Annotated in this window: 27 protein-coding genes, 4 tRNA genes and 1 riboswitch; of the genes, 16 read left to right on the top strand and 15 right to left on the bottom strand. The window is 56.9% G+C overall.

Annotated elements, in window-relative coordinates; all coding sequences use genetic code 11:
- Window positions 1-99: 99 nt before the first annotated feature.
- The 14 genes from D1646_RS08395 to D1646_RS08330 all read left to right on the top strand — a co-directional run bounded on the left by D1646_RS08395 (window position 100) and on the right by D1646_RS08330 (window position 9,948).
- Window positions 100-879: an alpha/beta hydrolase-fold protein gene (locus tag D1646_RS08395; protein WP_160636026.1), complete on the top strand. Its 780-nt coding sequence runs from the start codon at window positions 100-102 to the stop codon at window positions 877-879.
- Window positions 880-882: 3 nt separating this feature from the next.
- On the top strand, window positions 883-1,632 hold the full coding sequence (locus D1646_RS08390; protein ID WP_160636025.1) for an alpha/beta hydrolase-fold protein: 750 nt from the start codon (window positions 883-885) through the stop codon (window positions 1,630-1,632).
- 166 nt (window positions 1,633-1,798) lie between these two features.
- Window positions 1,799-3,004: a carbamoylphosphate synthase large subunit gene (locus D1646_RS08385; RefSeq protein WP_160636024.1), complete on the top strand. Its 1,206-nt coding sequence runs from the start codon at window positions 1,799-1,801 to the stop codon at window positions 3,002-3,004.
- A 115-nt stretch (window positions 3,005-3,119) separates the two neighbouring features.
- On the top strand, window positions 3,120-4,067 hold the full coding sequence (locus tag D1646_RS08380) for an L-lactate dehydrogenase (RefSeq protein ID WP_160636023.1): 948 nt from the start codon (window positions 3,120-3,122) through the stop codon (window positions 4,065-4,067).
- A 187-nt stretch (window positions 4,068-4,254) separates the two neighbouring features.
- A tRNA-Ala gene (locus D1646_RS08375) sits at window positions 4,255-4,330 on the top strand.
- Between the two features lie 22 nt (window positions 4,331-4,352).
- Window positions 4,353-4,428, top strand: a tRNA-Ala gene (locus D1646_RS08370).
- Window positions 4,429-4,450: 22 nt separating this feature from the next.
- Window positions 4,451-4,526, top strand: a tRNA-Ala gene (locus D1646_RS08365).
- Between the two features lie 22 nt (window positions 4,527-4,548).
- A tRNA-Ala gene (locus tag D1646_RS08360) sits at window positions 4,549-4,624 on the top strand.
- Window positions 4,625-5,107: 483 nt separating this feature from the next.
- Window positions 5,108-5,449, top strand: coding sequence for a FliG C-terminal domain-containing protein (locus D1646_RS08355; RefSeq protein WP_160636022.1), 342 nt, complete (start codon window positions 5,108-5,110; stop codon window positions 5,447-5,449).
- Window positions 5,450-5,480: 31 nt separating this feature from the next.
- Entirely contained in the window at window positions 5,481-5,909 is a 429-nt protein-coding gene (locus D1646_RS08350) for a hypothetical protein (RefSeq protein WP_160636021.1), read from the top strand.
- Between the two features lie 28 nt (window positions 5,910-5,937).
- Window positions 5,938-6,630: a metallophosphoesterase gene (locus D1646_RS08345; protein ID WP_160636020.1), complete on the top strand. Its 693-nt coding sequence runs from the start codon at window positions 5,938-5,940 to the stop codon at window positions 6,628-6,630.
- Window positions 6,631-6,709: 79 nt separating this feature from the next.
- Window positions 6,710-6,949 (top strand): hypothetical protein, encoded by a 240-nt coding sequence (locus D1646_RS08340; RefSeq protein ID WP_160636019.1) that lies wholly within the window; start codon window positions 6,710-6,712, stop codon window positions 6,947-6,949.
- A 9-nt stretch (window positions 6,950-6,958) separates the two neighbouring features.
- Window positions 6,959-7,573 (top strand): hypothetical protein, encoded by a 615-nt coding sequence (locus D1646_RS08335; protein ID WP_160636018.1) that lies wholly within the window; start codon window positions 6,959-6,961, stop codon window positions 7,571-7,573.
- Between the two features lie 704 nt (window positions 7,574-8,277).
- On the top strand, window positions 8,278-9,948 hold the full coding sequence (locus D1646_RS08330; protein ID WP_160636017.1) for a methyl-accepting chemotaxis protein: 1,671 nt from the start codon (window positions 8,278-8,280) through the stop codon (window positions 9,946-9,948).
- A 608-nt stretch (window positions 9,949-10,556) separates the two neighbouring features.
- On the opposite strand, the gene D1646_RS08325 is transcribed toward D1646_RS08330, so the two are convergent.
- The 10 genes from D1646_RS08325 to D1646_RS08280 all read right to left on the bottom strand — a co-directional run bounded on the left by D1646_RS08325 (window position 10,557) and on the right by D1646_RS08280 (window position 19,803).
- Window positions 10,557-14,771, bottom strand: a complete 4,215-nt coding sequence (locus D1646_RS08325; RefSeq protein ID WP_160636016.1) for a PolC-type DNA polymerase III — start codon at window positions 14,769-14,771, stop codon at window positions 10,557-10,559.
- On the bottom strand, window positions 14,772-15,029 hold the full coding sequence (locus D1646_RS08320) for a hypothetical protein (RefSeq protein WP_160636015.1): 258 nt from the start codon (window positions 15,027-15,029) through the stop codon (window positions 14,772-14,774).
- Window positions 15,030-15,049: 20 nt separating this feature from the next.
- Window positions 15,050-15,340, bottom strand: coding sequence for a hypothetical protein (locus D1646_RS08315; RefSeq protein ID WP_201754602.1), 291 nt, complete (start codon window positions 15,338-15,340; stop codon window positions 15,050-15,052).
- A complete protein-coding gene (locus tag D1646_RS08310; RefSeq protein WP_160636014.1) occupies window positions 15,337-15,753 on the bottom strand; it encodes a hypothetical protein in 417 nt (138 codons plus the stop codon). The genes D1646_RS08315 and D1646_RS08310 overlap by 4 nt, the downstream gene beginning before the upstream one ends.
- A gap of 88 nt (window positions 15,754-15,841) precedes the next feature.
- Window positions 15,842-16,879, bottom strand: coding sequence for a flavodoxin-dependent (E)-4-hydroxy-3-methylbut-2-enyl-diphosphate synthase (ispG, locus tag D1646_RS08305; RefSeq protein ID WP_160636013.1), 1,038 nt, complete (start codon window positions 16,877-16,879; stop codon window positions 15,842-15,844).
- 2 nt (window positions 16,880-16,881) lie between these two features.
- Entirely contained in the window at window positions 16,882-17,946 is a 1,065-nt protein-coding gene (locus D1646_RS08300) for a site-2 protease family protein (protein WP_160636012.1), read from the bottom strand.
- A gap of 41 nt (window positions 17,947-17,987) precedes the next feature.
- Entirely contained in the window at window positions 17,988-19,130 is a 1,143-nt protein-coding gene (locus tag D1646_RS08295) for a 1-deoxy-D-xylulose-5-phosphate reductoisomerase (RefSeq protein ID WP_160636011.1), read from the bottom strand.
- A gap of 16 nt (window positions 19,131-19,146) precedes the next feature.
- Complete coding sequence (locus tag D1646_RS08290; protein WP_160636010.1) at window positions 19,147-19,359, bottom strand: helix-turn-helix transcriptional regulator; 213 nt, start codon at window positions 19,357-19,359, stop codon at window positions 19,147-19,149.
- Window positions 19,360-19,368: 9 nt separating this feature from the next.
- A complete protein-coding gene (locus D1646_RS08285; protein ID WP_160636009.1) occupies window positions 19,369-19,581 on the bottom strand; it encodes a helix-turn-helix transcriptional regulator in 213 nt (70 codons plus the stop codon).
- A gap of 9 nt (window positions 19,582-19,590) precedes the next feature.
- Window positions 19,591-19,803 carry a helix-turn-helix transcriptional regulator gene (locus D1646_RS08280; protein ID WP_160636008.1) on the bottom strand — a complete coding sequence of 71 codons (213 nt, stop codon included), beginning with the start codon at window positions 19,801-19,803 and terminating at the stop codon, window positions 19,591-19,593.
- Between the two features lie 83 nt (window positions 19,804-19,886).
- On the opposite strand from D1646_RS08280, the gene D1646_RS08275 reads away from it, so the two are divergent.
- Entirely contained in the window at window positions 19,887-20,156 is a 270-nt protein-coding gene (locus D1646_RS08275; RefSeq protein ID WP_160636007.1) for a hypothetical protein, read from the top strand.
- A gap of 416 nt (window positions 20,157-20,572) precedes the next feature.
- On the opposite strand, the gene D1646_RS08270 is transcribed toward D1646_RS08275, so the two are convergent.
- From D1646_RS08270 to pyrH, 4 genes are all read right to left on the bottom strand, one after another.
- Window positions 20,573-21,391 carry a phosphatidate cytidylyltransferase gene (locus tag D1646_RS08270; RefSeq protein ID WP_160636006.1) on the bottom strand — a complete coding sequence of 273 codons (819 nt, stop codon included), beginning with the start codon at window positions 21,389-21,391 and terminating at the stop codon, window positions 20,573-20,575.
- Window position 21,392: 1 nt separating this feature from the next.
- Complete coding sequence (locus tag D1646_RS08265) at window positions 21,393-22,139, bottom strand: isoprenyl transferase (RefSeq protein ID WP_160636005.1); 747 nt, start codon at window positions 22,137-22,139, stop codon at window positions 21,393-21,395.
- A 72-nt stretch (window positions 22,140-22,211) separates the two neighbouring features.
- Window positions 22,212-22,766, bottom strand: coding sequence for a ribosome recycling factor (gene frr, locus D1646_RS08260; RefSeq protein WP_160636004.1), 555 nt, complete (start codon window positions 22,764-22,766; stop codon window positions 22,212-22,214).
- Between the two features lie 16 nt (window positions 22,767-22,782).
- The gene (pyrH, locus tag D1646_RS08255) at window positions 22,783-23,499 is read right to left on the bottom strand and encodes a UMP kinase (protein WP_160636003.1); all 717 of its coding nucleotides are present in this window, start codon (window positions 23,497-23,499) and stop codon (window positions 22,783-22,785) included.
- A gap of 167 nt (window positions 23,500-23,666) precedes the next feature.
- Window positions 23,667-23,791: riboswitch (FMN riboswitch) on the top strand.
- Window positions 23,792-23,901: 110 nt separating this feature from the next.
- On the opposite strand from pyrH, the gene D1646_RS08250 reads away from it, so the two are divergent.
- Window positions 23,902-24,609, top strand: a complete 708-nt coding sequence (locus D1646_RS08250; protein ID WP_201754601.1) for an ECF transporter S component — start codon at window positions 23,902-23,904, stop codon at window positions 24,607-24,609.
- Between the two features lie 118 nt (window positions 24,610-24,727).
- Here the strand turns inward: D1646_RS08250 and D1646_RS08245 are convergent, their stop codons facing one another.
- Complete coding sequence (locus D1646_RS08245; RefSeq protein ID WP_160636002.1) at window positions 24,728-25,147, bottom strand: YjdF family protein; 420 nt, start codon at window positions 25,145-25,147, stop codon at window positions 24,728-24,730.
- Window positions 25,148-25,451 lie beyond the last annotated feature (304 nt).

Below are 25,451 nucleotides of genomic sequence, written 5' to 3'. Positions count from 1 at the left end.
GCATTTTCCGCAGAATGGTGCTATAATTTTGAAAACCGCACAGGCCCTTCCGGCTGATTTCACGGCACGCGGGCTCAATGTTGGAAGGAGGCTTTTTGGATGATCCACAAGTGGGAACTGACCATTCCAGAGCTCACCGGAGATACTCCCCGCCGGGCCTACGTCTATCTGCCCGGCTGGTGGACGGAGGACTCGGATGAGCGCTTCCCGGTGCTTTATATGTTTGATGGGCACAACGTATTTTACGATGAGGACGCCACCTATGGCAAGTCCTGGGGACTGGGCGAGTACCTGGAGTACACAGACACCCCCCTTATCGTGGCGGCGGTGGAGTGCAACCGCGACCCCAACAATGGCCGGCTGTCGGAGTACTCCCCCTACACCTTCCGCTACAACTCACGGCAGCGTATCCCGGGCCGGGGCAAGCTGACAATGGACTGGCTGACCCAGGTCTTCAAGCCGGAGATCGACCGGGAATTCCCGACCCTCCCCGACCGGGACAATACCTTCATTGCCGGCAGCTCCATGGGCGGACTGATGAGCCTGTATGCCCTGCTGGAGTACAACACCATCTTCTCCCGGGCGGCGGCCCTGTCCCCCTCCCTGTGGGTTGCTCCAGGCAAGGTGGAGGGACTGATCCGCTCCTCCTGTCTGGCCCCCGGCACAACACTGTACATGGACTACGGCTCCCAGGAGCTGGCCAACCACGACCAAATGCTCCGAAACCTGGGCAAGGCAGCCCGGCTGCTGCTGGAAAAGGGCATCTTCCTGGATTTCCGCATCGTCCCCAACGGCGACCACAGCGAGGCCAGCTGGGAACGGCAGATCCCCTTCTTTATCAACACCCTGCTCTATGGGCGGGAGCAATTGGAGGAATGACCAATGGAGATACAGTATTTTAAAAATTACAGCCCTGCGCTGGGGCGGGACATGGAGTGCAAGGTCTACGGTCACGCCGGCCGCCCCGTGCTCTTCATCCCCTGTCAGGACGGCCGGTTTTTCGACTTTGAGGGCTTCCACCTCACCGACAACTTCGCCCCCTGGATCAATGCGGGCAAGGCTATGGTGTTCAGCATCGACACCATAGACAAGGAGACCTGGTCCGCTCAGGGCGACCCCTACTGGCGGGTCCGCCGCCACGAGCAGTGGATGAGCTATATCACCGACGAGATGGTCCCCTTTATGCGGGCGATGGTCAACGACCGCAACGGATGGACCGGGGAGCCGGGAGTTATGACCTTCGGGTGCAGTCTGGGGGCAACCCACGCCGCCAACCTGTTCTTCCGCCGGCCCGACCTCTTCGACCGGGTACTGGCCCTCAGCGGTCTGTACACCGGCACCTACGGCTTTGGAGACTACTCCGATGAGCGGGTTTACCTCAACTCGCTGGTGGATTGTATGGCCAATATGCCCGCCGACCACCCCTATATCAATCTGTACAATCAGAAAAAGGGGGTCATCTGCGTGGGTCAGGGGGCCTGGGAGCAGCCTGAAACAACACGCCGGCTGAAGCAGATCTTTGAGGAGAAGGGCATCAACATCTGGGTTGACCTGTGGGGCTGGGATGTGAACCACGACTGGCCCTGGTGGTACAAACAGACGGATTACTTCCTGCCCTATCTGCTGGACTGATTTTCCCCATTGAGAATTGGGCCGCTCTGGCGGTGGTCCATCTCTTTTTGCCTCAATTACATCAACGAGTTAAAGCAATACAGTATCCCTCTCCCCTGCTCTGTCAGGCGGGAAAACCCAAAGCCTTTCACTTGGGAGTACAAAAGAAAACAGGAGTGTGTGTATTATGAAAAACTGCATCTTCATTTCCCCGAATTTCCCCACCAACTACTGGAAGTTCTGCCGGGAGCTGAGAAACAACGGCCTCAACGTACTGGGCGTGGGCGACCAGCCCTATGACGAGCTGACCCAGGACCTGAAGGACAGCCTTACCGAGTACTACAAGGTGGGCAGCCTGGAGAACTATGATGAGGTCTACCAGGCAGTGGCCTTCTTCGCTTTCAAGTACGGCAAAATTGACTGGCTGGAATCCAACAATGAGTACTGGCTGGAGCAGGACGCCAAGCTGCGCACCGATTTCCATATCACCAGCGGCTTCCAGGAGGAGGATATGCCCCGGGCAAAATATAAATCCAAGATGAAGGAGTATTACCAGGCCGTGGGCATCCCCACCGCCCGCTACCATATGGTGGACGACGAGGCCGGGTGTATGAAGTTTATCAAAAAGGTGGGCTGGCCTGTCATTGTCAAACCGGACAACGGCGTGGGCGCCTCTCACACCTACAAGCTCTCCAGTAAGGAGGAGCTTCAGACCTTCCTGGCTGAGCACGACCGTCAGCTCCCCTACATCATGGAGGAGTTCCTCCACGCAACTGTCAACTCCTACGACGCCATTATTGACTCCAACGGCGAGCCCCTCTTCGAGACGGGCAACATAACCCCCATGTCCATCATGGATATTGTCAATGATATGGACAACTCCATCTACTATATCCTGAAAACCCTCCCCGCCGACACCCGGAAAGCCGGCCGCGCGGCGGTAAAGAGCTTTGGCGTAAAGAGCCGGTTCATCCACTTTGAGTTCTTCCGCCTGGACCAGGACCAGGAGGGCATGGGCAAGAAGGGCGATGTGGTAGCCCTGGAGGTCAATATGCGGCCCTGCGGCGGCTTTACTCCCGATATGATTAACTTTGCCCACTCCACCAATGTATATAAAATTTGGGCGGATATGATCGCCTTTGACCAGTCCACCGTCCCTGTGGGGGAGCACAGTTTCTGTGCCTTTGCCGGTCGCCGGGATGGAAAGAACTTTGTGATGGACCACCAGGCCATTATGGAAAAATACGGCGACAATATGCGCATGGTGGAGCGCATCCCCGACGCCCTCTCTGACGCTATGGGCAACCAGATGTACATGGCCGTTTTCCCGACCCAAAAGAAGCTGGACACCTTCTATCAGGACGTGCTGCGCTGTGCTGAGCCCGAGGAATAACTCATTATTCACAGAAAATGGAACAGGCCGCCGGCCTGTTCCATTTTGATTTCCTCCGCATAGTTTTCCAAATTAGGAGTATCCTAAAAGAAATTACGGAAAACAGGAGGATTCTATGGACATTAATCATAGAAAAGCTGCCATTGTGGGCTGCGGATCGGTGGGCGCCTCCATCGCCTTCCGATTTTTGCAGCAGGGCCTATTCACACAGCTGGTGCTGCTGGATATGAACCGGGACAAGGCGGAGGGCGAGGCTATGGACCTGCGGGACGGTCTGCCCTATGGCGCGGCAATGGAAATTACTGCCGGAACCTACGATGATATCGCCGACTGTGCCCTGATCGTTATCACCGCCGGAGTCAATCAAAAACCGGGGGAAAGCCGTCTGGACCTGATTGGCAAAAATGCTAAAATTCTTCAGGAAATCGTACTTGAGATCACCGCCCGGAACTTTGGCGGAATCTTGCTGGTTGTCTCCAATCCGGTGGATGTGCTGACCTATACGGCCTGGAAGGTGTCCGGCTATCCCAGACAGCGGGTGTTGGGTTCCGGGACTGTTCTGGACACCGGACGCCTCAAGCAGCTGCTGGGGGCAGAGTTTGGTGTGGACAGCCGGAATGTCCATGCCTTTATTATTGGCGAACATGGGGATAGCGAACTGGCAGTGTGGAGCGAGGCCAATGTGTCTGGCTTGGATCTGGAGCACTTTTGCCGCATCCGCGGCAGGGCACTTGACCGGAATAACATGGACCGGCTGTACCACGAGGTACGGGACAGCGCCTATCAAATTATCCAGCGTAAAGGAGTCACCTGCTATGGTATCGCTATGGCTGTGGGACGTATTGCTCAGTGCATCGTCAAGGATGAACACGCCGTTTTGCCAGTTTCAGTGGTACCCGATGGACAATACGGTTTGTCCGGCCTGGCTTTGAGTATCCCCTCTATCGTAGGTCGAAACGGTCTGGAGGAAATTCTAGAGATCCCCCTGAGTCCCTCCGAACAGCAGGATTTGGAACGCTCTGTGAAGCAAATGGAAGAAGCAATTGCCTCTTTGCATCTGTAATCAAAGCAGGACGAAAATAAATCTGCACAAGGCGCTGGCTGTTCCTCCTCTCCGCCGGCGCCTCCTTCTGCCTGTCAGACATCAGAAAAATTTTTTAAAAATTTGTATTTTGACGTTGACAAATCGCGGGACTTCTGGTAAGATATCACTTGCGCTGAACGAGATGAATGTTTGACGCAGTGTATTTGGGGGTATAGCTCAGCTGGGAGAGCGCTTGAATGGCATTCAAGAGGTCAGCGGTTCGATCCCGCTTATCTCCACCATTTTACAACTGAATATTGACGTGGGGGTATAGCTCAGCTGGGAGAGCGCTTGAATGGCATTCAAGAGGTCAGCGGTTCGATCCCGCTTATCTCCACCATTTTACAACTGAATATTGACGTGGGGGTATAGCTCAGCTGGGAGAGCGCTTGAATGGCATTCAAGAGGTCAGCGGTTCGATCCCGCTTATCTCCACCATTTTACAACTGAATATTGACGTGGGGGTATAGCTCAGCTGGGAGAGCGCTTGAATGGCATTCAAGAGGTCAGCGGTTCGATCCCGCTTATCTCCACCATCACGAGAGTGACGCAAGAACCTCGTTTCTTCGGAAACGAGGTTCTTGCTTTATGCGGCAATCGTGGTAAGGCCCAGGACAAACTGCTCCAGGTCGATGTTGAAGTCGATGTGCAGCTTGTAGTCCCGGTAGACCTCCACCTCCTTCTTCTTCTCTTTTTTCTACTCCCTTGAGGAAAAGGTGTCAACTTTTTTATACCACATCAATTGGAGGTGATCGGACGGAACATGATCCCAATCCTTTTTTCCGTGCATGTCTCCTCGACACCATCGAATTGATTGGCTCAGAGGATGAGCCGCTACTTGAGGAATTGTTCGCTCAATACTTGATTGCCGGGGATTACACCGGTGGGTCGTTTCTGCAAAATGTGGTGATTGCCGAGGGGATCCTGGCATATTTAAAGTTTCTTCATGGGCATGAGGACGGAGGGAGCTTCCAGCAATGGGGAGACCGGCAGTCTGTGGCCGTGGGGGATACTTCGGTGTGGAATACCGGGAAAAGCTCCGTAAAACCATCCGCTGGGAGATTCGGAAGCGGGAACGGGAGGTCAAAAAGACTTCCTTCCTGCCGGAATTTGACGCCCTCACGGAGCTTCCCCTCCCACTGTGCGAAAAGCTGTTCCGCAATGGGTTTGATCATGATCGTACTGTTGCGCTTGCCCTGAAATATGCCAGCGGAACGGTGCAGGATCATATCTTATCTGTTCTCTCCCCGGAAGAACGGGATACAATGGAAGAGGAGATGGACGATTGTATCCTGGTTCGGCAGTCAGATGTGGAACGCGCCCAGCGGGGGGGGGGGGGGAAAAGTCGCAAGCTATCATGAATGAATCGCCCGAACGATAAGGAGGATGAATATGTCCATTTATAAAAAAGAGGCGTCCCTGGAGGAAATAAAGCAGGAGGCCATCCACCGCATGGAGCTTCTGAAGCTGGATACCCAAACAATTTGGGATTTTGAACAGGACGGATCGGTTAGCCTGTCCCAGCAGATCGGAGATCAGGTCCTTCTCCAGCCCTCCGACGATGAGATCGACAAACGGGTCAAACGGTTTGAACTGGAGTATGAGTGTCTGGTTTACCACGTCCTCTGGGCAGACAGTCCCATGGTCGGGGAATGCTGGAGCCTGCTGTTCGTGTCCCCCACATCGTCAAACTGGAACGATGAGCGGAAGTACATCGAACACTCCGGACTGGTCTATGCCTATGTGGAGTCAGAGATGGAGGACGGTGTCAGCGAGATCATGACGGAGCCGCGGGACGGCAGTCTGATCCGGCTGGGATAAAGAACCCCCCCGATAAGGAGACGGTACTATGTATTATGCAATATCTGATATCCACGGCCGCTTTGACAAATACCAGGAAATGCTGGAGCTGATTGAATTCGCCCTCAGGGATACCCTCTATGTGCTGGGGGATGTGATCGACCGGGGACCGGATGGAATCAGAATTTTGCAGGACATGATGCTCCAGCCCAATGTGTTCCCCCTGCTGGGAAACCACGAGTTTACTGCCGCCGTCTGCCTCCCCTGGCTCATGGAGGAGATTACCGACCAGAGCTTGGACGCCCTGGATCAGACGCAGATTGCCGCCTTCAGCGAGTGGATCGCCAATGGTGGCGGGTCTACCCTTCGGAGCTTGAAGCAGCTGAGCCAGGAGGAGCGGGAGGATATTCTGGAGTACATCCGGGAGATGGATCTTTTTGCCCAATTGGAGGCTGGGGGCCGGTCCTTCGTGTTGACCCACTCCGGTTTGGACCACTTCTCCCCTGACCGCCCGCTGCCGGAGTACCAGCTGGAGGACTTCCTCTTCTGCCGCCCCGGACCAGACACAGTCTATTTTCCGGATAAGCTCCTGGTCTTCGGCCACACACCCACCCGGTATCTTACCAAGCAGGACAAAATTTTACGGCGGGAGACCTGGATTGACATTGACTGCGGCTGCGCAGCTCCCAGCGGGCGGCTGGGCTGTCTGTGCCTGGACACGATGGAGGAATTTTATGTGTGAGCGGATCGATTCTGTTTTTCAAGAAATTTTCCCCTCGTTTGAGATGTCCTCTTAACTGGCAGAGTGCGCACTGACAAGGATGAAACTGCGGGATGCGGTTGCGTATGCACCTGTTCCGCTGGAGCGGAAGCGGGATTTGTTTTTGGGCTTGGCGTTTGGAAAGAACACGGCCTATTTCCGCCGCCAAGCCGGCGCAATCGAGAGGACCATTCGAGAGATGCAGGCAAAGCCCGGAGAATTCTTTTATCTGAAGTGCTGCCGCTATTCTGATGAATCTATTTTTCCCGAGGAAAAGGGATTGGAGCCATATCTCACCTAGGAACACATCTTGGAACGTATCCAGGAATATCATGGCTACTTGGAGGACGATGAAAAAGAGCTGACCTGGTTTGAAGTTGAGAAGTGGTTGCCTGACGGGACGGGAAAATTGAAGAATGATCTTGATTACACCATTTTCGGCACTGAGGTCTGCTATGTTGTGTATAACAATTCCCACCGCTGGGACGGGCCCGGTTTTTCAACAGACCGTGATTTGAATCTGCCCGTTCCCTTTCACTCGGGCGATATCGTGACTATTGACTGCCGCCCTTCCGCACCGGTGAGCCATGCTGTCATCTTGGACGTCGGAGATAATCGGGATTGCTGCTGTCTTCAGGCTCTGTACCGCAATGATGACGGCACTTGGGATATAGGAGCGGTCAAGCATGGGTATGTCCTCCCGAACCATCACTTGCCGAAGATTTCCCCGCTCTATCGTCTGGCCTCTTTCCATGGGCAGCTTCCAGAGGAAGAACGCCTGCTGGAAAGGGTAAGCTGGTACGTAAACGGAGACGAAGAACACGGTTCTGCCCTATGGCAGTACATTTTTGGCCTCTGTGATTCCAGAAAAAAATGGACTGTAACCGAGGAACAGATCCTGTCGTACATGGAGAATGGCAATTGAACTGGAACAACTGCATGGTATTGGCATCGATACATGGAAGGGCAAGGTAACGGACAAGCAATGGCTCGTATATACCGACCCATACTTGTTTGTGGCTGACCATCCCCAAGCCCCTGTAAGGAGCGGCACAACGTGCCGCTCCTTTTAAACCGCCTCCGGCGTCTGATGCCCCTTGGGGGTGAGTCTACTGAAAAACCCGATTTGGAAACCAGTGGAATCCATGTAAAAAATACTTCCATTTACAGGCAGTCTGTGGTATACTAATCGCAAAGTCAATCGTCTACCAAATCCGGCGCAGAGCCAAGCGCCTGACCAGTGTGATGAGCGGCTTTTTCTCCTGCCTATTGACCAAAAATCATCAGCAAAAGGAGCGATAGGATCGAGATGGGGAAATGAACAAACGTTCCATACCAGCCAGGAGGCGAGGTGAAGTCCAAGTGGGAGGACCTTGAGACATACCACGCCCTATATCCTCATGCTGGTGGTTGTATGCTGTGTTATTATGGCCGCCTCCATGCGGTCACTTGCCACAGCATTTTATTGGACAGCCTTCACAGGCCCGGTAGTCGGTCAAGACGGAGAAAGGCAGACAGGAGAATTTCAGCATTATGATTGTGGATATGGCAAATTGAAATTACAAAAGATCGTCCTTAAACAGAAACCGTGTGGGACGCAGATATAAAAATAAATCGGGAGTGAAACATATGGCACCCATCACACACAGCGGAAACGGGAAACAGAATACCAAACGCATTGGCCGCAAGGTTGGAAACCTGGTTGCGGTAATATTGGGCATAAGCATCGCCCTGGTTGTACTACAGTGTGTGCTGATGTTTTGTCAGCTCATTATGTCTATGCTGGAAAACGAATGTGTAAGCGGCACCAATGTGCTGGCTTACGAGCTGTCCGCCTATTCCGCTGAGGAGGATAAGACGGCACTTTTAGACGCACTCAAGGCGGAGATGGGATGTGAGTTTACCATTTTCCACGGAGACGAACGGGCTTACACCACAATTCAGCAGAATGGGCAGCGAGCTGTGGGCACCCGCCTTTCCAGCAAGCTTGCCAAGGTAGTGCTGGAGCAGGGCCAAAGCTATGTGGGGCAGGCCTCCATTTTGGGGGAAAACCATCTGTGCTCATATGTCCCCACCCATGACGCCAACGGCCAAATCGACGGCCTGATCTTTGCCGGGATCTCTATGTCATCCGCCATAAAGCAGATCAGCTTGACCATCGTGCTGGCCTGCTCAGCCGGCCTTATGCTAACCGTGATCGGAATCCTAATCGTTGGCGCCTACATAAAAAGGACGGTCTCCACCCCTCTGTTCCGTCTGACTGTACTGGCGCAGACCCTGGAACAGGGCGATTTGGGATTAAACCAGCATCAGACAATGATGGTCGGGATCAATTCCAACGATGAGATTGGAACCCTGTCCCAATGTTTTGACGGCACCATCAGCCGCCTGAGAAATTACATCGGAGAGATATCCCATACGCTGGAAGCAGTCGCCGGCGGTGATCTGACAGCACAGATCACCCAGGAATATGTGGGGGATTTTGCCTCCATCCGAACCTCCTTGAACGATATCCTTCACAAGCTCAACAATACCATGGGGCAGATTGTCACCAGTGCTGAGTATGTTTCTGGCGGGGCGGAGCAGATGTCCACCGCCTCCCAGGCCCTGAGCCAAGGCTCCATGGAGCAGAGCGGCGCAGTGGAGGCATTGGAGGAGACCATCCGCGCTGTGACGCTAAGCGTCAGGCAAACTGCGGACAATGCCCGGCGGGCACAAGAGCAGGTTGATGGAATGAGCCTTCAGCTTGCCGAGGGCAATCAAAAGATGCAGGAAATGGTAACCGCAATGGAGGAAATTACCGACAGCTCCACTGAAATTGAAAAAATCATCAAGACGATTGAGGATATTGCGTTCCAGACCAATATCCTTGCTCTGAACGCCGCCGTGGAGGCCGCCCGCGCCGGCACCGCAGGCAAAGGATTTGCAGTGGTCGCAGATGAAGTCCGCAACCTGGCGGCCAAGAGCGCAGAGGCGTCCCAGTCTACCTCGGCCCTGATTGGGCGTTCCATTGCCGCAGTGAATCAAGGCACACAGATCGCGGACGCCACCGCTGAGCAGTTAAAAAATGTGGTGGAGGGTACCCATACGATTGAGGAGACCGTCAGCGGGATTGCCGCCGATGCACAGACCCAAGCAGAAGCGGTGGAACAGATTCAAGATCAGATTGAGCAGATCTCCAGTGTCGTGCAAACCAATTCCTCCACAGCGGAGGAGAGCGCGGCTACCAGTCAGGAGCTCAATGCCCAGGCCAATGTACTGAAGCAACTGGTCAAGACCTTCCGTCTTCGCCGGGTGTAGCAGCGAGAAAACAAGATCATAAGATGCAGATGGCATGGCGCGGAGAAAACGAACGCTCCAGCGCTGCGAGGCGATTCTGAACCACCGCTATGGGCAGGACACCGTCTCTATCTTTTGCAGAGGGCTATCATAATATTAAGACTATATTGGCCCGGCATCCGTATTTAATCACCAAAGCTCAGAACGCCTGTATCTTAGCGAGGGTCACACCAAAAACATCTATAACTCGCGGCGGAACCCGCAGCACTCGATTGAGCTTTCGCGGCCTGCCCTGCCCACACCTGGGAATCGGCGGCTGGGCCTACCACAGCCCCCAGGAACATATTACCATCGAAGCTATGAACCAGGGCAGCAAAGTGTTAGAGGCGCTGATTTATCAGTTTTCTACAACAGAAGCAGAATAGTCACTCTAGGGTAGACAATCAGAATGGGTTCAGACCCATTTCGAATTTCTCTACAGAGCAATCCCATCCAAATCTCTGCAAACTCTACCTGTATCATGCAATCGTGTTCTTCTAAAAACAGACCATTTCATCACAAGCCGCCGTCACCGAAGGTGACGGCGGCAATATAACGTCTATGCTCAGCCTATTCTGTTCTGCCGGCCCCTATCCAAACATGGAAAACAGATCCATCTGGCTGGTCTCGGGCAGATTTCCGAAGGCCCCCGCATCCTTCAGCAACTCGATATGGGTCTTGGACACCTTGGGACAGGCGGCGGACACCTCCTCGATGGAGATAAACTCCTTCCCCGCGCTCTGCTCCTCCAGAGAGATGGCCGCGGTCTCCCCCAGGCCCGCTACCGAGACAAATGGCGGGCGCAGGGTCCCCCGCTCCTCGTCCATGGTGAAGTGAATGGCCTTGGACCGGTAGATATCCATCCGTTCAAACTGATAGCCCCTCAAATAGAACTCATAACACACCTCCAGGGTGGTGAGCATGTCCTTCTCCACCTGGGAGGCATCCTTGTCCTTGGCCACAATCTCCCGCATCTTCTTCCGGCACACCTCCATACCCCGGCACATAAAGGCCTCGTCAAAGGCTTTGGCGCGGATGGAGAAATAGGCGGCGTAGAAGGCCAGGGGCCGGTGGACCTTAAACCAGGCAATGCGGAAGGCCATCATCACGTAGGCCACGGCATGGGCCTTGGGGAAGAGATAGGCAATCTTCTTGCAGGAGCCGATATACCAGTCCGGCACACCGGCGGCCTTCATCTCGTCCTCCGCCCCCTCGGGCAGACCCCGCCCCTTTCGCACCGCCTCCATGATCTTGAAGGACCGCTTGGGGTCCATCCCCTTGGAGATCAGGAAGAGCATAATATCGTCCCGACAGCCGATGGCCTGGTTGACCTTGGCGGTGCCGGACAAAATCAGGTCCCGGGCGTTGCCCAGCCACACGTCGGTGCCGTGGGAGAAGCCGGACAACCGCACCAGAATATCAAACTGGTTGGGCTGGGTCTCCTCCAGCATCCCCCGGACAAAGGAGGTGCCGAACTCGGGGATGGCGGTGCCGCCGGTGGGGCCCAACACCTTGTCATCCTCATAGCCCAGCGCCTTGGAGGAGGAGAACAGGGACATGGTGTCCGGGTCGTCCAGGGGGATCTCCCGGGCGTTGACACCGGTCAGATCCTCCAGCATCCGGATCATGGTGGGGTCATCGTGTCCCAGCATATCCAGCTTCAGCAGGTTGGACTCCATGGAGTGGTATTCAAAGTGAGTGGTGATAATGTCGCTGTCCGGGTCGTCGGCGGGGTGCTGGACAGGGCAAAAATCGTAAATCTCCTTGTCCTGAGGGATGACCACCATGCCTCCGGGGTGCTGGCCGGTGGTCCGCTTCACGCCGGTACAGCCAATGGCCAGCCGGTTTTCCTCCGCCTTGGAGGCGGTGAGCCCCCGCTCCGCCAGATACTTTTTCACATAGCCAAAGGCGGTCTTCTCTGCCACTGTGCCGATGGTCCCCGCCCGGAAGACGTGGGTCTGGCCGAAGAGCTCAAAGGTATACCTGTGGGCGCTGGACTGGTACTCCCCGGAGAAGTTCAGGTCGATATCGGGCACCTTGTCGCCGCCGAAGCCCAGGAAGGTCTCAAAGGGGATGTTGAAGCCGTCCTTCACATACCTGGTCCCACACACCGGGCAGACCGCATCGGGCATATCCGCGCCGCAGCCATAGGGGTGTTCCGGGTCCTGGGCATAGTCGAAGTCGGTGTGCTTGCAGTTTGGACAGCGGTAGTGGGCGGGCAGGGAGTTCACCTCGGTGATCCCCGACATGAAGGCCACCAGCGACGACCCCACCGACCCCCGGGAGCCCACCAGATAACCGTGCTCCAGGGAGTTCTGCACCAACTTCTGGGCGGACATATAAATCACGTCGTATTTGCAGCGGATAATGTCCCCCAGCTCCGCCTCGATGCGGTCCACCACAATCTGGGGCGGATTCTCCCCATAGAGCTCATGGGCCTTTCCCCACACCAGCCGCTTTAGCTCCCCGTCGGAGTCCTCCAGCTTGGGCGCAAACAGCCCCTTGGGCAGAGGCTCGATCGGGTCGCACCAACTGGCAATCAGGTTGGTATTCTTCACCACCACCTCGTGGGCCTTCTCTTTGCCCAGGTAGGAAAATTCCTTGAGCATTTCGTCCGTGGTCTTGAAGTAGATGGGCAGGGGCTCGTCCGCGTCCTCAAAGCCCTTGGAGGCCAGAAGGATGTGCCGGTAAATCTCGTCCTCCGGGTCCAGGAAATGGACGTCCCCGGTGGCGCACACCGGCTTGCCCAGCTCCTCCCCCAGGCGGACAATAGCCCGGTTGAAGTCCCGCAGGTCGGATTCCGTCTTGGCTTTCTCCCCCTTGCGCACCATAAACATATTGTTGCAGATGGGCTGGATCTCCAGGTAGTCATACCAGGAGGCGATACGCTTCAGCTCCTCCCAGCTCCGGCCGTCCGCCAGAGCCTGAAACAGCTCTCCCGCCTCGCAGGCGGAGCCGATAATCAGCCCCTCCCGGTTCTCGTTAATCAGGGACTTTGGCATGATGGGATAGCGCTTGAAGTGCTCCAGATGGGCCAGGGACACCAACTTGTACAGATTGCGCAGGCCGGTCTGATTCTTGGCCAGCACAATCAGGTGCTTGGGCCGCCGCTTCACCTTCCCCTTCCCCCTCAGCTGAAGCATATAGGGGTTGATCTGTGAGAGCTTCTCCAGTCCGGCAGACTCCAGCTCCTGGAAGAAGTGGGGCAGCATATAGGCCACGGTGGCGGCGTCGTCGCTGGCCCGGTGGTGGTTGAAGGCGGGCAGGTGCAGGTACTCCGCCACAATATCCAGCTTGTACCGGCCCAGCTCGGGCAGCAGGTTCTGGGCCAGGATCAGGCTGTCCACCGAGGGATTGTGGAAGGGGAGCTTATATTTCTCGCAGCCGGCGGCTATAAAGCCCATATCAAAATCGGCGTTGTGGGCGGCCAGAGGGCGATCCCCCGCGAACTCTAAAAACGCGCGCAGCGCCTCCTTTTGAGAGGGTGCTCCCTCCAGCATCTGGTCAGTAATGCCGGTGAGCTGGGTGATTTGGGGGCTGAGCATCCGCCCAGGAGAGACAAAGGTGTTGAACCGGTCGGTGATTTCCCCGTTTTTCAGCACCACCGCGCCTATCTCGATAATGACCTCATACTTTCGGTTCAGGCCGGTGGTTTCAATGTCGAAGCAGACAATCTCATCCGAGAAATTGGCCTCCGATTCGCCGTGGACTGCCACTCGGTCGTCCAGGTCGTTGATGAAATAGGCCTCCACGCCGTAGAGGATTTTAATATTTTTGGCGGAGTGCCACGCCTCCGGGAAAGCCTGGGCTACGCCGTGGTCGGTGATGGCAATGGCCGGGTGGCCCCAGGCCTCCGCTCGCTTGACCACGTTCCGGTCCGGCCCCAGCTTGGGTCCCACAGCGGTGAGAGCGTCCATGGTGGACAGACTGGTGTGCAGGTGGAGCTCAACCCGTTTCTCCGGTGCGGTGTCCTGGCGCATTTTCTTCTCGCCTAGGGTCACGGCCACCGGCTCCAGCACCATGTCACCGTAGAAGCGGTCCATGTTCAGCCGGCCCTGGACCTTGACGTGCAGCCCCTTCTTAATGCCGTCCACCAGCGGCTTGCCCTCGTCCCCGGCGAAAAAGCGGTTGATTCGGATGGAGCCGGTGTAGTCGGTCATATCAAAGGCCACCACCCAGGCGCCCCGTTTTTTCAACTCCCTGTTGTCTACGGCGAAGACGTCCCCCTCCACCACCACGGTACCCATATCCAGCTCCAGTTCCCCAATGGGGACAGCGGCCTTGGTGATGAGCTTGCCGAAGATGGCCTTGCCCTGGGGCTTTTTCTCCGCCTTGACGGAGGGGGCCGCCCGTTTGACGCTCTGAAGCCGCTTTGCCCGGAGGGCCTCGGTGCGAGCAAAGGCATCGTCAACCGATTCCGGTTTCGAGTTTTCATTTTCTCTCTTCGGTACAGTATCCCCGCAGGCCTTGTCCTCCAGGGGTTTCCCGGGTTCAGCAGCAAAATTATCAACCGAGTCGTCAACCGAATTTTTATCTTCGTTTACCTTCTTGGGCTCCTCCTGCGCGGTGGGCTCCGCCGCCTCAATCCAGACGCTTTTCAGCTGGTAGACCAGACACAGGGCCTCCTCCGCCTGGGCGATCAGGTTGGGCCCCGCCCCTGCCGCCCCCTCCACCACAATTTTGGCGCTGCGGCTGGACCTGTCAACGGCGGCGGATACAATCACCCACCGCTCTACGCCGTTGGTCAGCTCGGTCCATTGGCGCAGAGCGGAAAACATCTGTAAAAATGGTATTTTTTGGGACATTCAGTCAATCTCCTTTGTCCAAGTGTGGTCTCCCAGCCAGATAATCAAGTCCGAATGCTTCTCTGTCCAGGCCGGGTTCCAATCCCGAAAGTGCCAGTGGGACATACTGTCCAGCTCTCCCCCCGCGGACTCCGCCCGCACTCCCTGCAAAAATTCGATGAGCAGGTCCAGTTCCTCCCGGGAACAGTCCAGGCTCACTTCCCGCAGGGTCTGGGGCAGCTGGTTCTGGCTGTCCCAGTCATGGCCGTACGCAAGCATACACTCACCTCCCTCCTGTCTCAGGGCCGGCGCAACCAATCGTCGTTAAAACGCCGGCGAAAATCTTCCAGTACGTCCTCCAACCGGGGCATCTGCTCCGCCTTGAGTAATTCGGCAAACGCAAAGGCATTCTCCGACTGGCACACCGCGGACCAGTAATACTGACGCATCCTCGCCGCATCCAGACGGCTCATCCGGGCTATCGTCAGCCTGACCCCCTTCTTCACCTTTTCGGACGCCTTTGGTGAGGCCAGAATCGGATCAAAAACATTGCGGTGCAAATAATCCATAATCTCCTGTTCCTTGGTCACCGCTCACACTCCCCTTTTGTCAGTTCCAGTGGCTGTGCTTCATCCTGCTCGTAGCGGGTGGCTGTCTTCAGCGTGTTGATCACACAAGACACGCTCTCCTGCCGCGGGTAGTGAAACACCTCTTTGAACAGAAAGCCGTAGGCCGCCCCAAGTTCCTGTTTCTCCCGGACGTTCAGCTTCCGGCTGGCCGCCGCCCCACCCCGGGATTTGGAAATCATCAGGTGGGTGCGCACTGGAGGAATCTGCATCACGTCGTTGCAAAACAGAATGTGTGACAGCAGCTCTCTGTTCCCTAACACCTGACAAAATTCCTCCCAGAGCGGACCGGAATCCATAAATCCTCCAAAGCGACGGTACTTTTTGGCAAAATCCTGGCGGAATGCCTGTTCCAGACCCTGAATCGAAATCCGCATAATATCAGCCCCTTTCTAAGATAGGAGTATCTTACCACATATATTGTAATCTTGCCAAGTATAATATTGTATTTTACTTGATAATAATTTATAATGTCTCAATTAGAGTGAACAGCTCGTCCACCAGCCGCTCCTGGGGGACCTTCTTGATGATCTCCCCCTTCTGGAACAGCAGGCCCTCGCCGATTCCCCCCGCAATTCCACAGTCAGCTGCGGCGGCCTCCCCGGGGCCGTTGACGGCGCAGCCCATGACCGCCACGGTGATGGGCTTATCCACCTGCTTCAAGCGCTCCTCCACCTCATTGGCCAGGGCAATCAGGTCGATGCGGGTCCGGCCGCAGGTGGGGCAGGATACCAGCTCAGGCCCCTCCCGGTGAATGCCGGCGGCCTTTAAAATCTCCCGGGCGGCGTAAATCTCCTCCACCGGGTCGGCGGACAGGGACACCCGCATGGTATCCCCAATGCCCAGCGCCAGCAGACCGCCCACTCCCACGGCGGATTTCAGCGTCCCCATACGCAGGGTGCCCGCCTCAGTGACCCCAATATGTAAGGGGTAGTCCCCCCGCTGGGCCATCAGCTGGCAGGCCCGCATGGTAATGGGTACGCTGGAGGATTTGAGGGAGACGCAGATATCTGTAAAATCGAACTTCTCCAGCAGGCGGATATGGCCGAAGGCGGACTCCACCATGGCCTCGGGGCACACCGCTCCGTATTTGGCCAAAATAGATTTTTCCAGGGAGCCGCCGTTGACCCCAATGCGGATGGGGATATTTTTCTGACGGCAGGCGTCCGCCACCGCCTTCACCCGGTCCTCCCCTCCGATATTCCCCGGGTTGATGCGCACCTTGTCCGCCCCGGCAGCGACAGCCTCCAGGGCCAGCTTGTAATCAAAATGGATATCCACCACCACGGGAATGGGGCTGTTTTCCTTGATTTTCCCCACCGCCCGGGCAGCCTCCATGTGGGGCACCGCAACCCGGACAATCTGGCACCCGGCGGCGGCCAGCTTCCGGATCTGCTCCAGAGTGGCCGCCGTATCCTGGGTGGGGGTGTTGGTCATGGACTGAATGGTAATGGGCGCGCCCCCGCCAATGAGGACGCCGCCCACCTTGATCTGTCTTGTCATACCTACCTCCCAAACAGCTTGCCCACATCGCTGAGGGTCACCACCACCATCAGGCACATGAGGGCGGCCAGACCAGCCAGATGGACATAGCCCTCATACTCGGGATCGATCTCCTTCCGGAGCAGGCCGTAAAGCAGGGCGTTGATGATTAGAAAGAAGATCCGTCCGCCGTCCAGAGCAGGCAGAGGCAGCAGATTCATCACCGCCAAATTGACCGCAATGATGGCCGACAGATAGCTCAGGTTCCAGGCCGCATCCGCCAGAGTGGGGGAATGGCTACCCACCTCGCCCATGATATTGACGATGCCCACCGGACCGGACAAGTCCCGCAGCCCCACCGCCCCGGTGACCAGGTCGCCCAGGCTGATCCAAGTTGTACGGACGAAATCAATGGCCGTCCGCCAGGTGTAGGCCAGCTTATTAAAGAGGGTTGCTTTGTCCGCCGCAGCCCCCAGGCTGATCCCCCGCAGACGGGTGAAGTTGCCCTCCTCGTCTGTGCGCTCCTGATAGGGCAGGTGGACATCCTTCAGCACGACCCGCTGCCCGTCCCGTTCCACCACAAAGTCCAGGGTCTCCCCCGCCCGGTTCAGAAAGAAGCGGGCATTGCCGTAGACCAGGACCCTGTGTCCATCCACCGACAAAAAACGGTCCCCAGGCAGCAGGCCGCAGTCCTCGGTTTGGTAGCCCTCAATGGGGCCGCCGTAGACGTCGACCCGAAAGCCGGCGGCGGGGGTATAGAGGACGCCGATGATGATAAGACCGGTGAGGAAGTTCATGCCGGCCCCCGCCACCAGAATGATAATCTTCTTCCACCAGGCCGCCTGCCCGAAGGCTCGAGGATCGTCGGAGTACTCATCCTCCCCCTCCATGGCGCAGTAGCCGCCGATGGGCAGCAGGCGCAGACTGTAATAGGTCTCCTTGCCCTTGCGCTGAAACAGGGCCGGACCCATTCCCACGGAAAATTCCTCCACCTTGACCCCCAACAGCTTAGCGGCGGCAAAGTGACCCAGCTCGTGGGTCGCCACCAAAATTCCAAAAATCAGAATCGCAACGATAATATAGAGCATAGCGTGCCTCCAAACAGATTCCTATGGGCGTCCGCCCAGTTTTAAATTGACCCTACAAGCTCCCGGGCGGCCTGATCCGCCTCCAAAATGTCGGTAAGGGAGGGCTCCTGGACCACCTTCACCTGGGACAGAGCCCGCTCCACCTTGCCGGCAATTTCCAGGAAACCCAGTTTCCCCCTCAGGAACTGGCTCACCGCCACCTCGTTGGCTCCGTTGAGGATGGCCCCTGCAGTCCCGCCGGTTTTGGCGGCCTCCAAGGCCAGGGCCAGACAGGGGAACGCCTCCAAATCGGGCGCGCCAAAGGTGAGAGGGCCGCAGTTCCACAGATCCAGCGGACTGGAAGGTCCTGGAACCCGCTTGGGGTACGTCAGGGCGTACTGGATAGGCAGGCGCATATCGGGGGCGCCCAGCTGGGCAATCATGGCATTATCACAGTATTCCACCAGGGAGTGAATGATACTCTCCCGATGGACTACCACGGAAATTTTCTCCGCCGGCATATGGTATAGGTGCATGGCCTCAATCACCTCCAGCCCCTTGTTCATCAGGGTCGCGGAGTCCACGGTGATTTTGGCCCCCATGGACCAGTTGGGGTGGCGCAGAGCGTCCTCCACAGTGACGCCGGCCAGCCCCTCCCGTTTTCTGCCATAGAAGGGACCACCGGAGCAGGTGAGGATCAGCCGCTTGACCTCCCCCCGGTCCCGGTTGGCCTCCAGACACTGGAAGAGGGCGGAGTGCTCCGAGTCCACGGGGTAGATCTTCGCGCCGTAGTCCTTGGCCTCCTCCAAAACAAGGGGCCCGGCGCACACCAGAGTCTCCTTGTTGGCCAGACAGACCCGCTTGCCCTCCCGGATGGAGGCCAGCGTGGGCCGCAGCCCCGCCATGCCCACCAGCGCGGCAATGGCGGTGTCCGCGTCGGGGATGACGGCCACCTCCAGCACGCCCTCCAGGCCGCTGAGCACCTGAACGTTGGTGTCCGCCAGCCGGACCCGCAGATCGGCGGCGGCCTTTTCATCTGCCAGCGCCGCAATGGCAGGCTTAAACCGCCGGGCCTGCTCCTCCATCAGCTTTACGCTGGAATTGGCCGCCAGCGCAGCTGCCTCCATGCCGCAGGCGGCAATCACCTCTAATGACTGCCGCCCAATGGAACCGGTAGAACCCAATATTGTAACCCTTTGACTCATAACGCGCTTCCTCTCATTATTCCCGCTCGTCTTTGCGGCCCATCAGATAGTCCAGACTGACCCCGAAGTAGTCCGCCAGGAAGACCAGACCGGGAACTTCGGGATAGCCATCTCCATGTTCATAATATTGATAACTGCGTACTTTCAAACCACAGATTTCCGCCATCTCTGTCTGTTTCAAGCCTCGTTCCAGACGCAGTTCTCTTACACGTTCAGCAAAAGTTGCCATTGTTTCCTCTTACTCCTGTTCGTCCTTGCGGCCCATCAGATAGTCCAAGCTGACCCCGAAGTAGTCCGCCAGGAAGACCAGACCGGGGACCGTTGGATAGTTCTCAGCATATTCATATTGCTGATAGCTTCTCACCTTTAATCCGCAGATTTCTGCCATTTCTCGCTGTTTCAGCCCGCGTTCTTTCCGAAGTTCTTTCATCCGCTCTCCAAAAGTTGCCATTGTTCCCTTTTACTCCCGTTCGTCCTTGCGGCCCATCAGATAGTCCAGACTGACCCCGAAGTAGTCCGCCAGGAAGACCAGACCAGGGACCTCGGGGTAGCTATCTCCGTGTTCATAGCGTTGATAGCTACGTACTTTGACACCACAAATTTCCGCCATCTCAGTCTGTTTTAAACCGCGCGCTTCCCGCAATGCTCGGACCCTCTCAGAAAAATTTGCCATAATTACCTCCAGGCACTTGACATGACACAAAATTACACCTATAATAGAGGTGACACTAAATGACACGTGAAAGGTGGACCACTATGAAAGATATTCTCAAAATATTATTCGTGGACAATCCCTATCTCCCAGAAGAGGTCTGCAAATTCTGCAAACAGCTGCCCGAGTTCCAAGAGGCAGAACAGGCATACGAAGCAGCAGCAGAACAGCTTCGGGCTCAGTTGGGTCCCGCACAATTCGACGCCTTCGACGAAACTCTCACCTGGTACCTCGCTCTCTATGCCAATGCCTATTATCGCTTCGGATTGAGTCTGCGTCAAGAGGTACTTTCCGCTTGGGGACTGGAGGGTTGAAATTGCTTCGCCAATTTAACGTGCTCATGTCCTGCGAAGCGGTGACGATTAATTTGCAGACACTGCTTCTACTTAAAATTGGGAGTAGAAGATGACGCTCTTAGGGACAATCCCCCGCCCTCGCTTCGCTCGGGCACCCCCTTTCCAAAGGGGGCAAGCGGCTTCGCCGCTTGTGAGGCCCTGCTTCGCAGGGCCCATCCCTCGTCCCGCCCGCAGGCAGCCTGGCCCCTTTGAAAAGGGGCGGAGGCGAAGCCGGTGGGGATTGACTGGCTGGCACTAATTCTACTTAAAATTGTGGGTAGAAGATGGCGCTCCCAGGGCCAATCCCCCGCCCACAGGGAAAAGTTTCTTTTGCTTCTTTTCTTTACAAAGAAAAGAAGGCCCGTCCGGCGAGGACAAAAACAGAAGTGGTATAGTTAGAAGGCCGGAAGCAGCTCCACCAGCAGCAGCAGCATAGGGGCGGCGAAGGTGGTGGAGTCGAAGCGGTCCATCATGCCGCCGTGGCCGGGCAGGAGATTGCCGTAATCTTTCACGCCGCACTGGCGCTTAATCAGGGAGAAGGACAAATCGCCCAGCTCGGTAATGGCGCTGCCCAGCAATCCATAGAGGGCCATCACGGGCAGCTGCACCGCAATACCGCCCAGTTCCCGCACCAGCACGCCGTATACCAGCATAAACAGGCACCCGGACAGAATGCCGCCCAGGTAGCCCTCCAGGGACTTATTGGGGCTGACCTGAGTGATGCCCCGATGTTTCCCCAGAAACACGCCGAAAAAATAGGCTCCAATATCGGTGGTAAAGGCGCAGACCACGGGCAGAAGCACGTAGAACTGCCCGTTTTCAAACCGCTTCAGCTGGACCAGAGCGGACAAAAACAGAGAAATCCCAATACCGCCGAAAAGACACACAATAATATGCTCAAACCGAATCTCGCTCGGGGTACCGTATCGGCCCAGAGCGGGAATGAACAGCGCAGCCATCAGCAGAATCGCCGCCGCCCGGGCGGTCCAGCTGCCATAGCCCAGGCCGTGGCCCAGAGGGATCAGGACGGCGGCCAGGGCGGTAAAAATGTACATACCATTATGGTGGGCCACCTTGGTCGCCCGCAGCAGCTCGTAAGAGGCCGCCGCCGCAATCACGGCCACCAGCGCCGCCAGAGCCATGGGCGGCAGAAAAAACAGCGCCGCCAGGAAAGCCGGTCCCAAGGCAAGGCCCACAATAATTCTTGTTGCCAACTCACACACCTCCAAACCGGCGGTTACGGCTTTGATAGGCTGCAATGGCCCGGTGCAGCTCCTCCTTGGAGAAGTCAGGCCACAGCACATCGGTGAAATAAAACTCCGCATAGGCGCTCTGCCACAGCAGGAAATTGGACAGCCGCAGCTCTCCGCTGGGCCGGATGACCAGGTCCGGATCGGGGACCCCCCTGGAGAACAAATAGCCGCCGAACTGCTCCTGACTCAGGTGGTTGGGGTCGGTTCTGCCCTCCACGCAGTCCAGGGCAAAGGCCCGGGCCGCCCGGACCAGCTCATCCCGGCCCCCGTAATTCAGGCAGATATTCACCTGACAGCCTTCGTAGTGCCGGGAAATCTCCCGGGTGCGCTCACACAGCTCCCGCAGCTCTGAGGTCAGCGGGGACAGGTCGCCGAAAAACTCCATCTTCACCCGGTCCCGCTCCATCTGCCCAATGGCCTCTAGCAGGTACTTTTTCAAAAGCCCCATAATAGCGGACACCTCCACCTCCGGCCGCTTCCAGTTCTCGGTGGAAAAGGCGTAGACGGTGAGATAGTCGATGCCAATCTCCTTGCAGTAGGTAGCGATGGTGCGGAAGGTCTCCGCCCCTGCGGCGTGGCCGGCGGTGCGGGGCAGGCCGCGCTTTTTTGCCCAGCGTCCGTTGCCATCCATGATAATGGCGATGTGTTTGGGCAGGCGGGTAAAGTCCACCTCGGTCTGCACTGCCGGTTTTTTTGAGAAGAGGGCCATCACGGTCGCTCCTTTTTGATGTTTCTATGCCGGGAAACGGGCCGGTGAGAACACCGGCCCGCTGTTCTGTGGTTACACTGCCATAAGCTCCTTTTCCTTCTTAGCGGTGAGCTCGTCAATGTCCTTGCACCGCTTGTCGGTCATGTCCTGGAGCTCCTTCTCCAGCTTCTTCTGGTCGTCCTCGGTGAGCTCAGACTTTTTGGTCTTCTTCTTGATATCGTCCATGGCGTCCCGGCGGATGTTGCGCAGGGCCACCTTGCCCTCCTCGCCGTACTTGCGCACCTGTTTGGTCAGGTCCTTGCGGCGCTCCTCGGTGAGCTGGGGGAAAGCCAGACGGATCACCCGGCCGTCGTTCTGGGGATTGATGCCCAGGTCGGAGGTCTGGATAGCCTTCTCAATGGCTTTCAGCAGAGACATATCGTAGGGCTGAATGGTCAGGGTGCGGGGGTCGGGGGAGCCGATGTTGGCCACCTGATTCAAAGGGGTGGGGGCGCCGTAGTACTCCACAGTGATCCGGTCCAGCACGCCGGCGTTGGCCCGGCCCGCCCGGACAGCAGCAAAGTTAGACTTGACCACCTCGATGGTCTTCAGCATTTTCTCGTCATAGCTCTTAATCTCGGGGCTCATATCAATTCTTCCTTTCTCAAAAATCTACTATGGTGCCAATCTCCTCGCCCATGACGACCCGGTAAATGTTCTCCGGATCCTTCAGGGCAAAGAGAAGGACAGGGATCTTGTTGTCCATGGACAGAGAGGTGGCGGTGGTATCCATCACAGCCAGATGCTGGGCCAGCACCTCGTCATAGGAGATCTTGCTGTATTTCTTGGCGTTGGGGTCCTTCTTGGGGTCGGCGGAGTAGACCCCGTCGATGTTCTTGGCCAGCAGGATCACGTCGGCGTCAATCTCCGCAGCCCGCAGCACAGCGGCGGTATCAGTGGAGAAGAAGGGATTGCCTGTGCCGCAGCCAAAGATGACCACACGGCCCTTCTCCAGATGGCGGATGGCCTTGGACCGGATGTAGGGCTCGGCCATTGCCTGCATCACAATGGCGGTCTGGACCCGGACCTCGACCCCCTTCTGCTCCAGCACGTCGGCCACGGCCAGGGCGTTGATGGCGGTGGCCAGCATCCCCATGTGGTCGGCCCGGACCCGCTCCATGGCGTCTCCGCCGTCCTTCAGGCCGCGCCAGAAGTTGCCGCCGCCCACCACAACGCCCACCTGGACGCCCTGAGCCACACACCGCTTGATAACGTCGCACACACTTCCAATCACCTGAAAGTCCAGCCCCCGGGACGCCTCTCCCGCCAGGGCCTCGCCGCTGATCTTTAACAGTACCCGCTTATATTTTGGCTGTTCCAATGAAACCACTCCCGTCCTTTTTCTTGTTCCCTATTTTAATATATTTTTTACCGTTTGCATAGAGGGTAAGTCAAATTTTTTCAAATTGTCCACAATCTGCCCAGAGACGAAAATTGGGGGTTGCATTTTCCCTCCAACTGTCGTATAATAGGGCAGACAACTGGATACGATGTCTTCAGGGCGGGGCGAAATTCCCCACTGGCGGTACAGTCCGCGACCAAACGCGCAAATGTTTGCTGATTCGGTGAAACTCCGAGACCAACGGTTACAGTCCGGATGGAAGAAGATGTGTGTAAAACATACACGCGCCGTTTTTGCGCGCGCAAGCACAGCTCCTTGTTTGTTTTGACACCTGGAAGACATGGTCTTTCAGCGGTCAAATTCAAAAAAGGAGTGTTTTTTATGTCCTCACCCACCGTAACCGCAACCCCCGCCCGTTCCAAGATGGACACCAAGACCATCACCAGCTTGGCTATGCTCACCGGCGTCTCGGTGATCATCGCCTGGATGTCCAAGCTGATGCCCCCCGTCATGTTCCTGGACTTTGACTTCAAACACGTAGTCGTGTGCATTGGCGGCTTCACCTTCGGGCCCATGGCCGCCGCCATCATCGCCGTGATGTCCTCCTTCATCGAGATGCTCACCTTCAGCCACACCGGCCCCTGGGGCTTTTTGATGAACGCCCTGGGCACCGCCTCCTTCTGCTGCACCGCCTCCTGGTTCTACCAGAGAAAGCGCACCAAGCAGGGGGCCGTCATTGGCCTGGGGCTGGGTCTGGTGGTCATGGTGGTAGTAATGCTGCTGTGGAACTACCTCATCACCCCCCTGTACATGACCGGCACCTCCGGCGAGCTGATCCCCAGGTCCACCGTGGCCGCAATGCTGCCCACCCTGTTCTTCCCCTTCAACCTGGCCAAGGGCGGCATGAATATGGCCGCTACCCTGCTGCTGTACAAGCCCGTGGTCACCGCCCTGCGGGCCTCCGGACTGGTGCCCCCCTCCCAGAGCGGGACAGAGGGCAAAAAGTTCAGCCTGGGCTTCCTGCTCTTCTCTCTGGCCCTGCTGGCCACTTTCGTCACCTTCGCCCTGGTGCTGGCCGGGGTCATCTAAACAGCTTTCCCCCGGCAGTCCGCCCCTCCGTCCGGTCGCGGAGGAGTCCTCCGGGATGTGCGGACTGCTCTGGGGAGGCATTTTGCAGCCGCTCCTTAAACCACAGCGGGACAGGTTTTTACCTGCCCCGCTTTTTGTCGCGCTTTTTCTGTTGGCGCAAGAGAAACTTCCGCTCTGCCTCCTCCAACTTGGCCTGGCGGCTTTTGATTTTGCGCGCCTGCCCCTCCTGCTCCCGCTGGAGACTGAGCGCCTGCTGAGCCTTGGTGCTGACGCCGCTGGGCCGGGTTGCGGCACGGTTCTCCCGCCGCTCCCGCTTGGGATTCTTCCGCTGGACGGCGAGACGCTCCCCCTCCTGCGCCGGACTGAACTTTAGCCTGTGCCACTCCTTCTCCAGCCACTCGTAGAGCTGAGGCTCTGTGGGCTGGGCGCCAAAGACGACCCTGGCCGCCGAGTAGCCCGTCTCGTCCCACCGCTCGGCAATTCCAACCCAGAAGGGCTCCTGGAAGAGCAGGGTTAAGCTGCTAAAATTCCGATCCATATTCAATTTCCTCCCTGATTTGGCGTCAGAGAAGGGACGACCCGGGAGGGAAGGCTACTGACGGGAGCGCGGCCCGCGGGCGGACTACCAACCGCCCTGTGTTTTTATCTCTGCAATGAGATTATAGCAGACTTTTCCTTGCGATTCAACAGCTCAATGATGAACCGGCAAAAACTGAGCTGCCCTTTATGCGCAATCAACAATCCCCCGCTTCGGTGTGCGCACTGGTCTTTCCTGCTTACCACTTTCGTAAAGTAGAGAAAATTTGTAGAGCGAACCGGGGCAGTTCCACCTTGTGATGCCA

It is taken from the genome of Pseudoflavonifractor sp. 60, from assembly GCF_009911645.1.
GTDB lineage: Bacteria > Bacillota > Clostridia > Oscillospirales > Oscillospiraceae > Lawsonibacter.
This window is presented reverse-complemented; position numbering and strand designations above follow the sequence as displayed.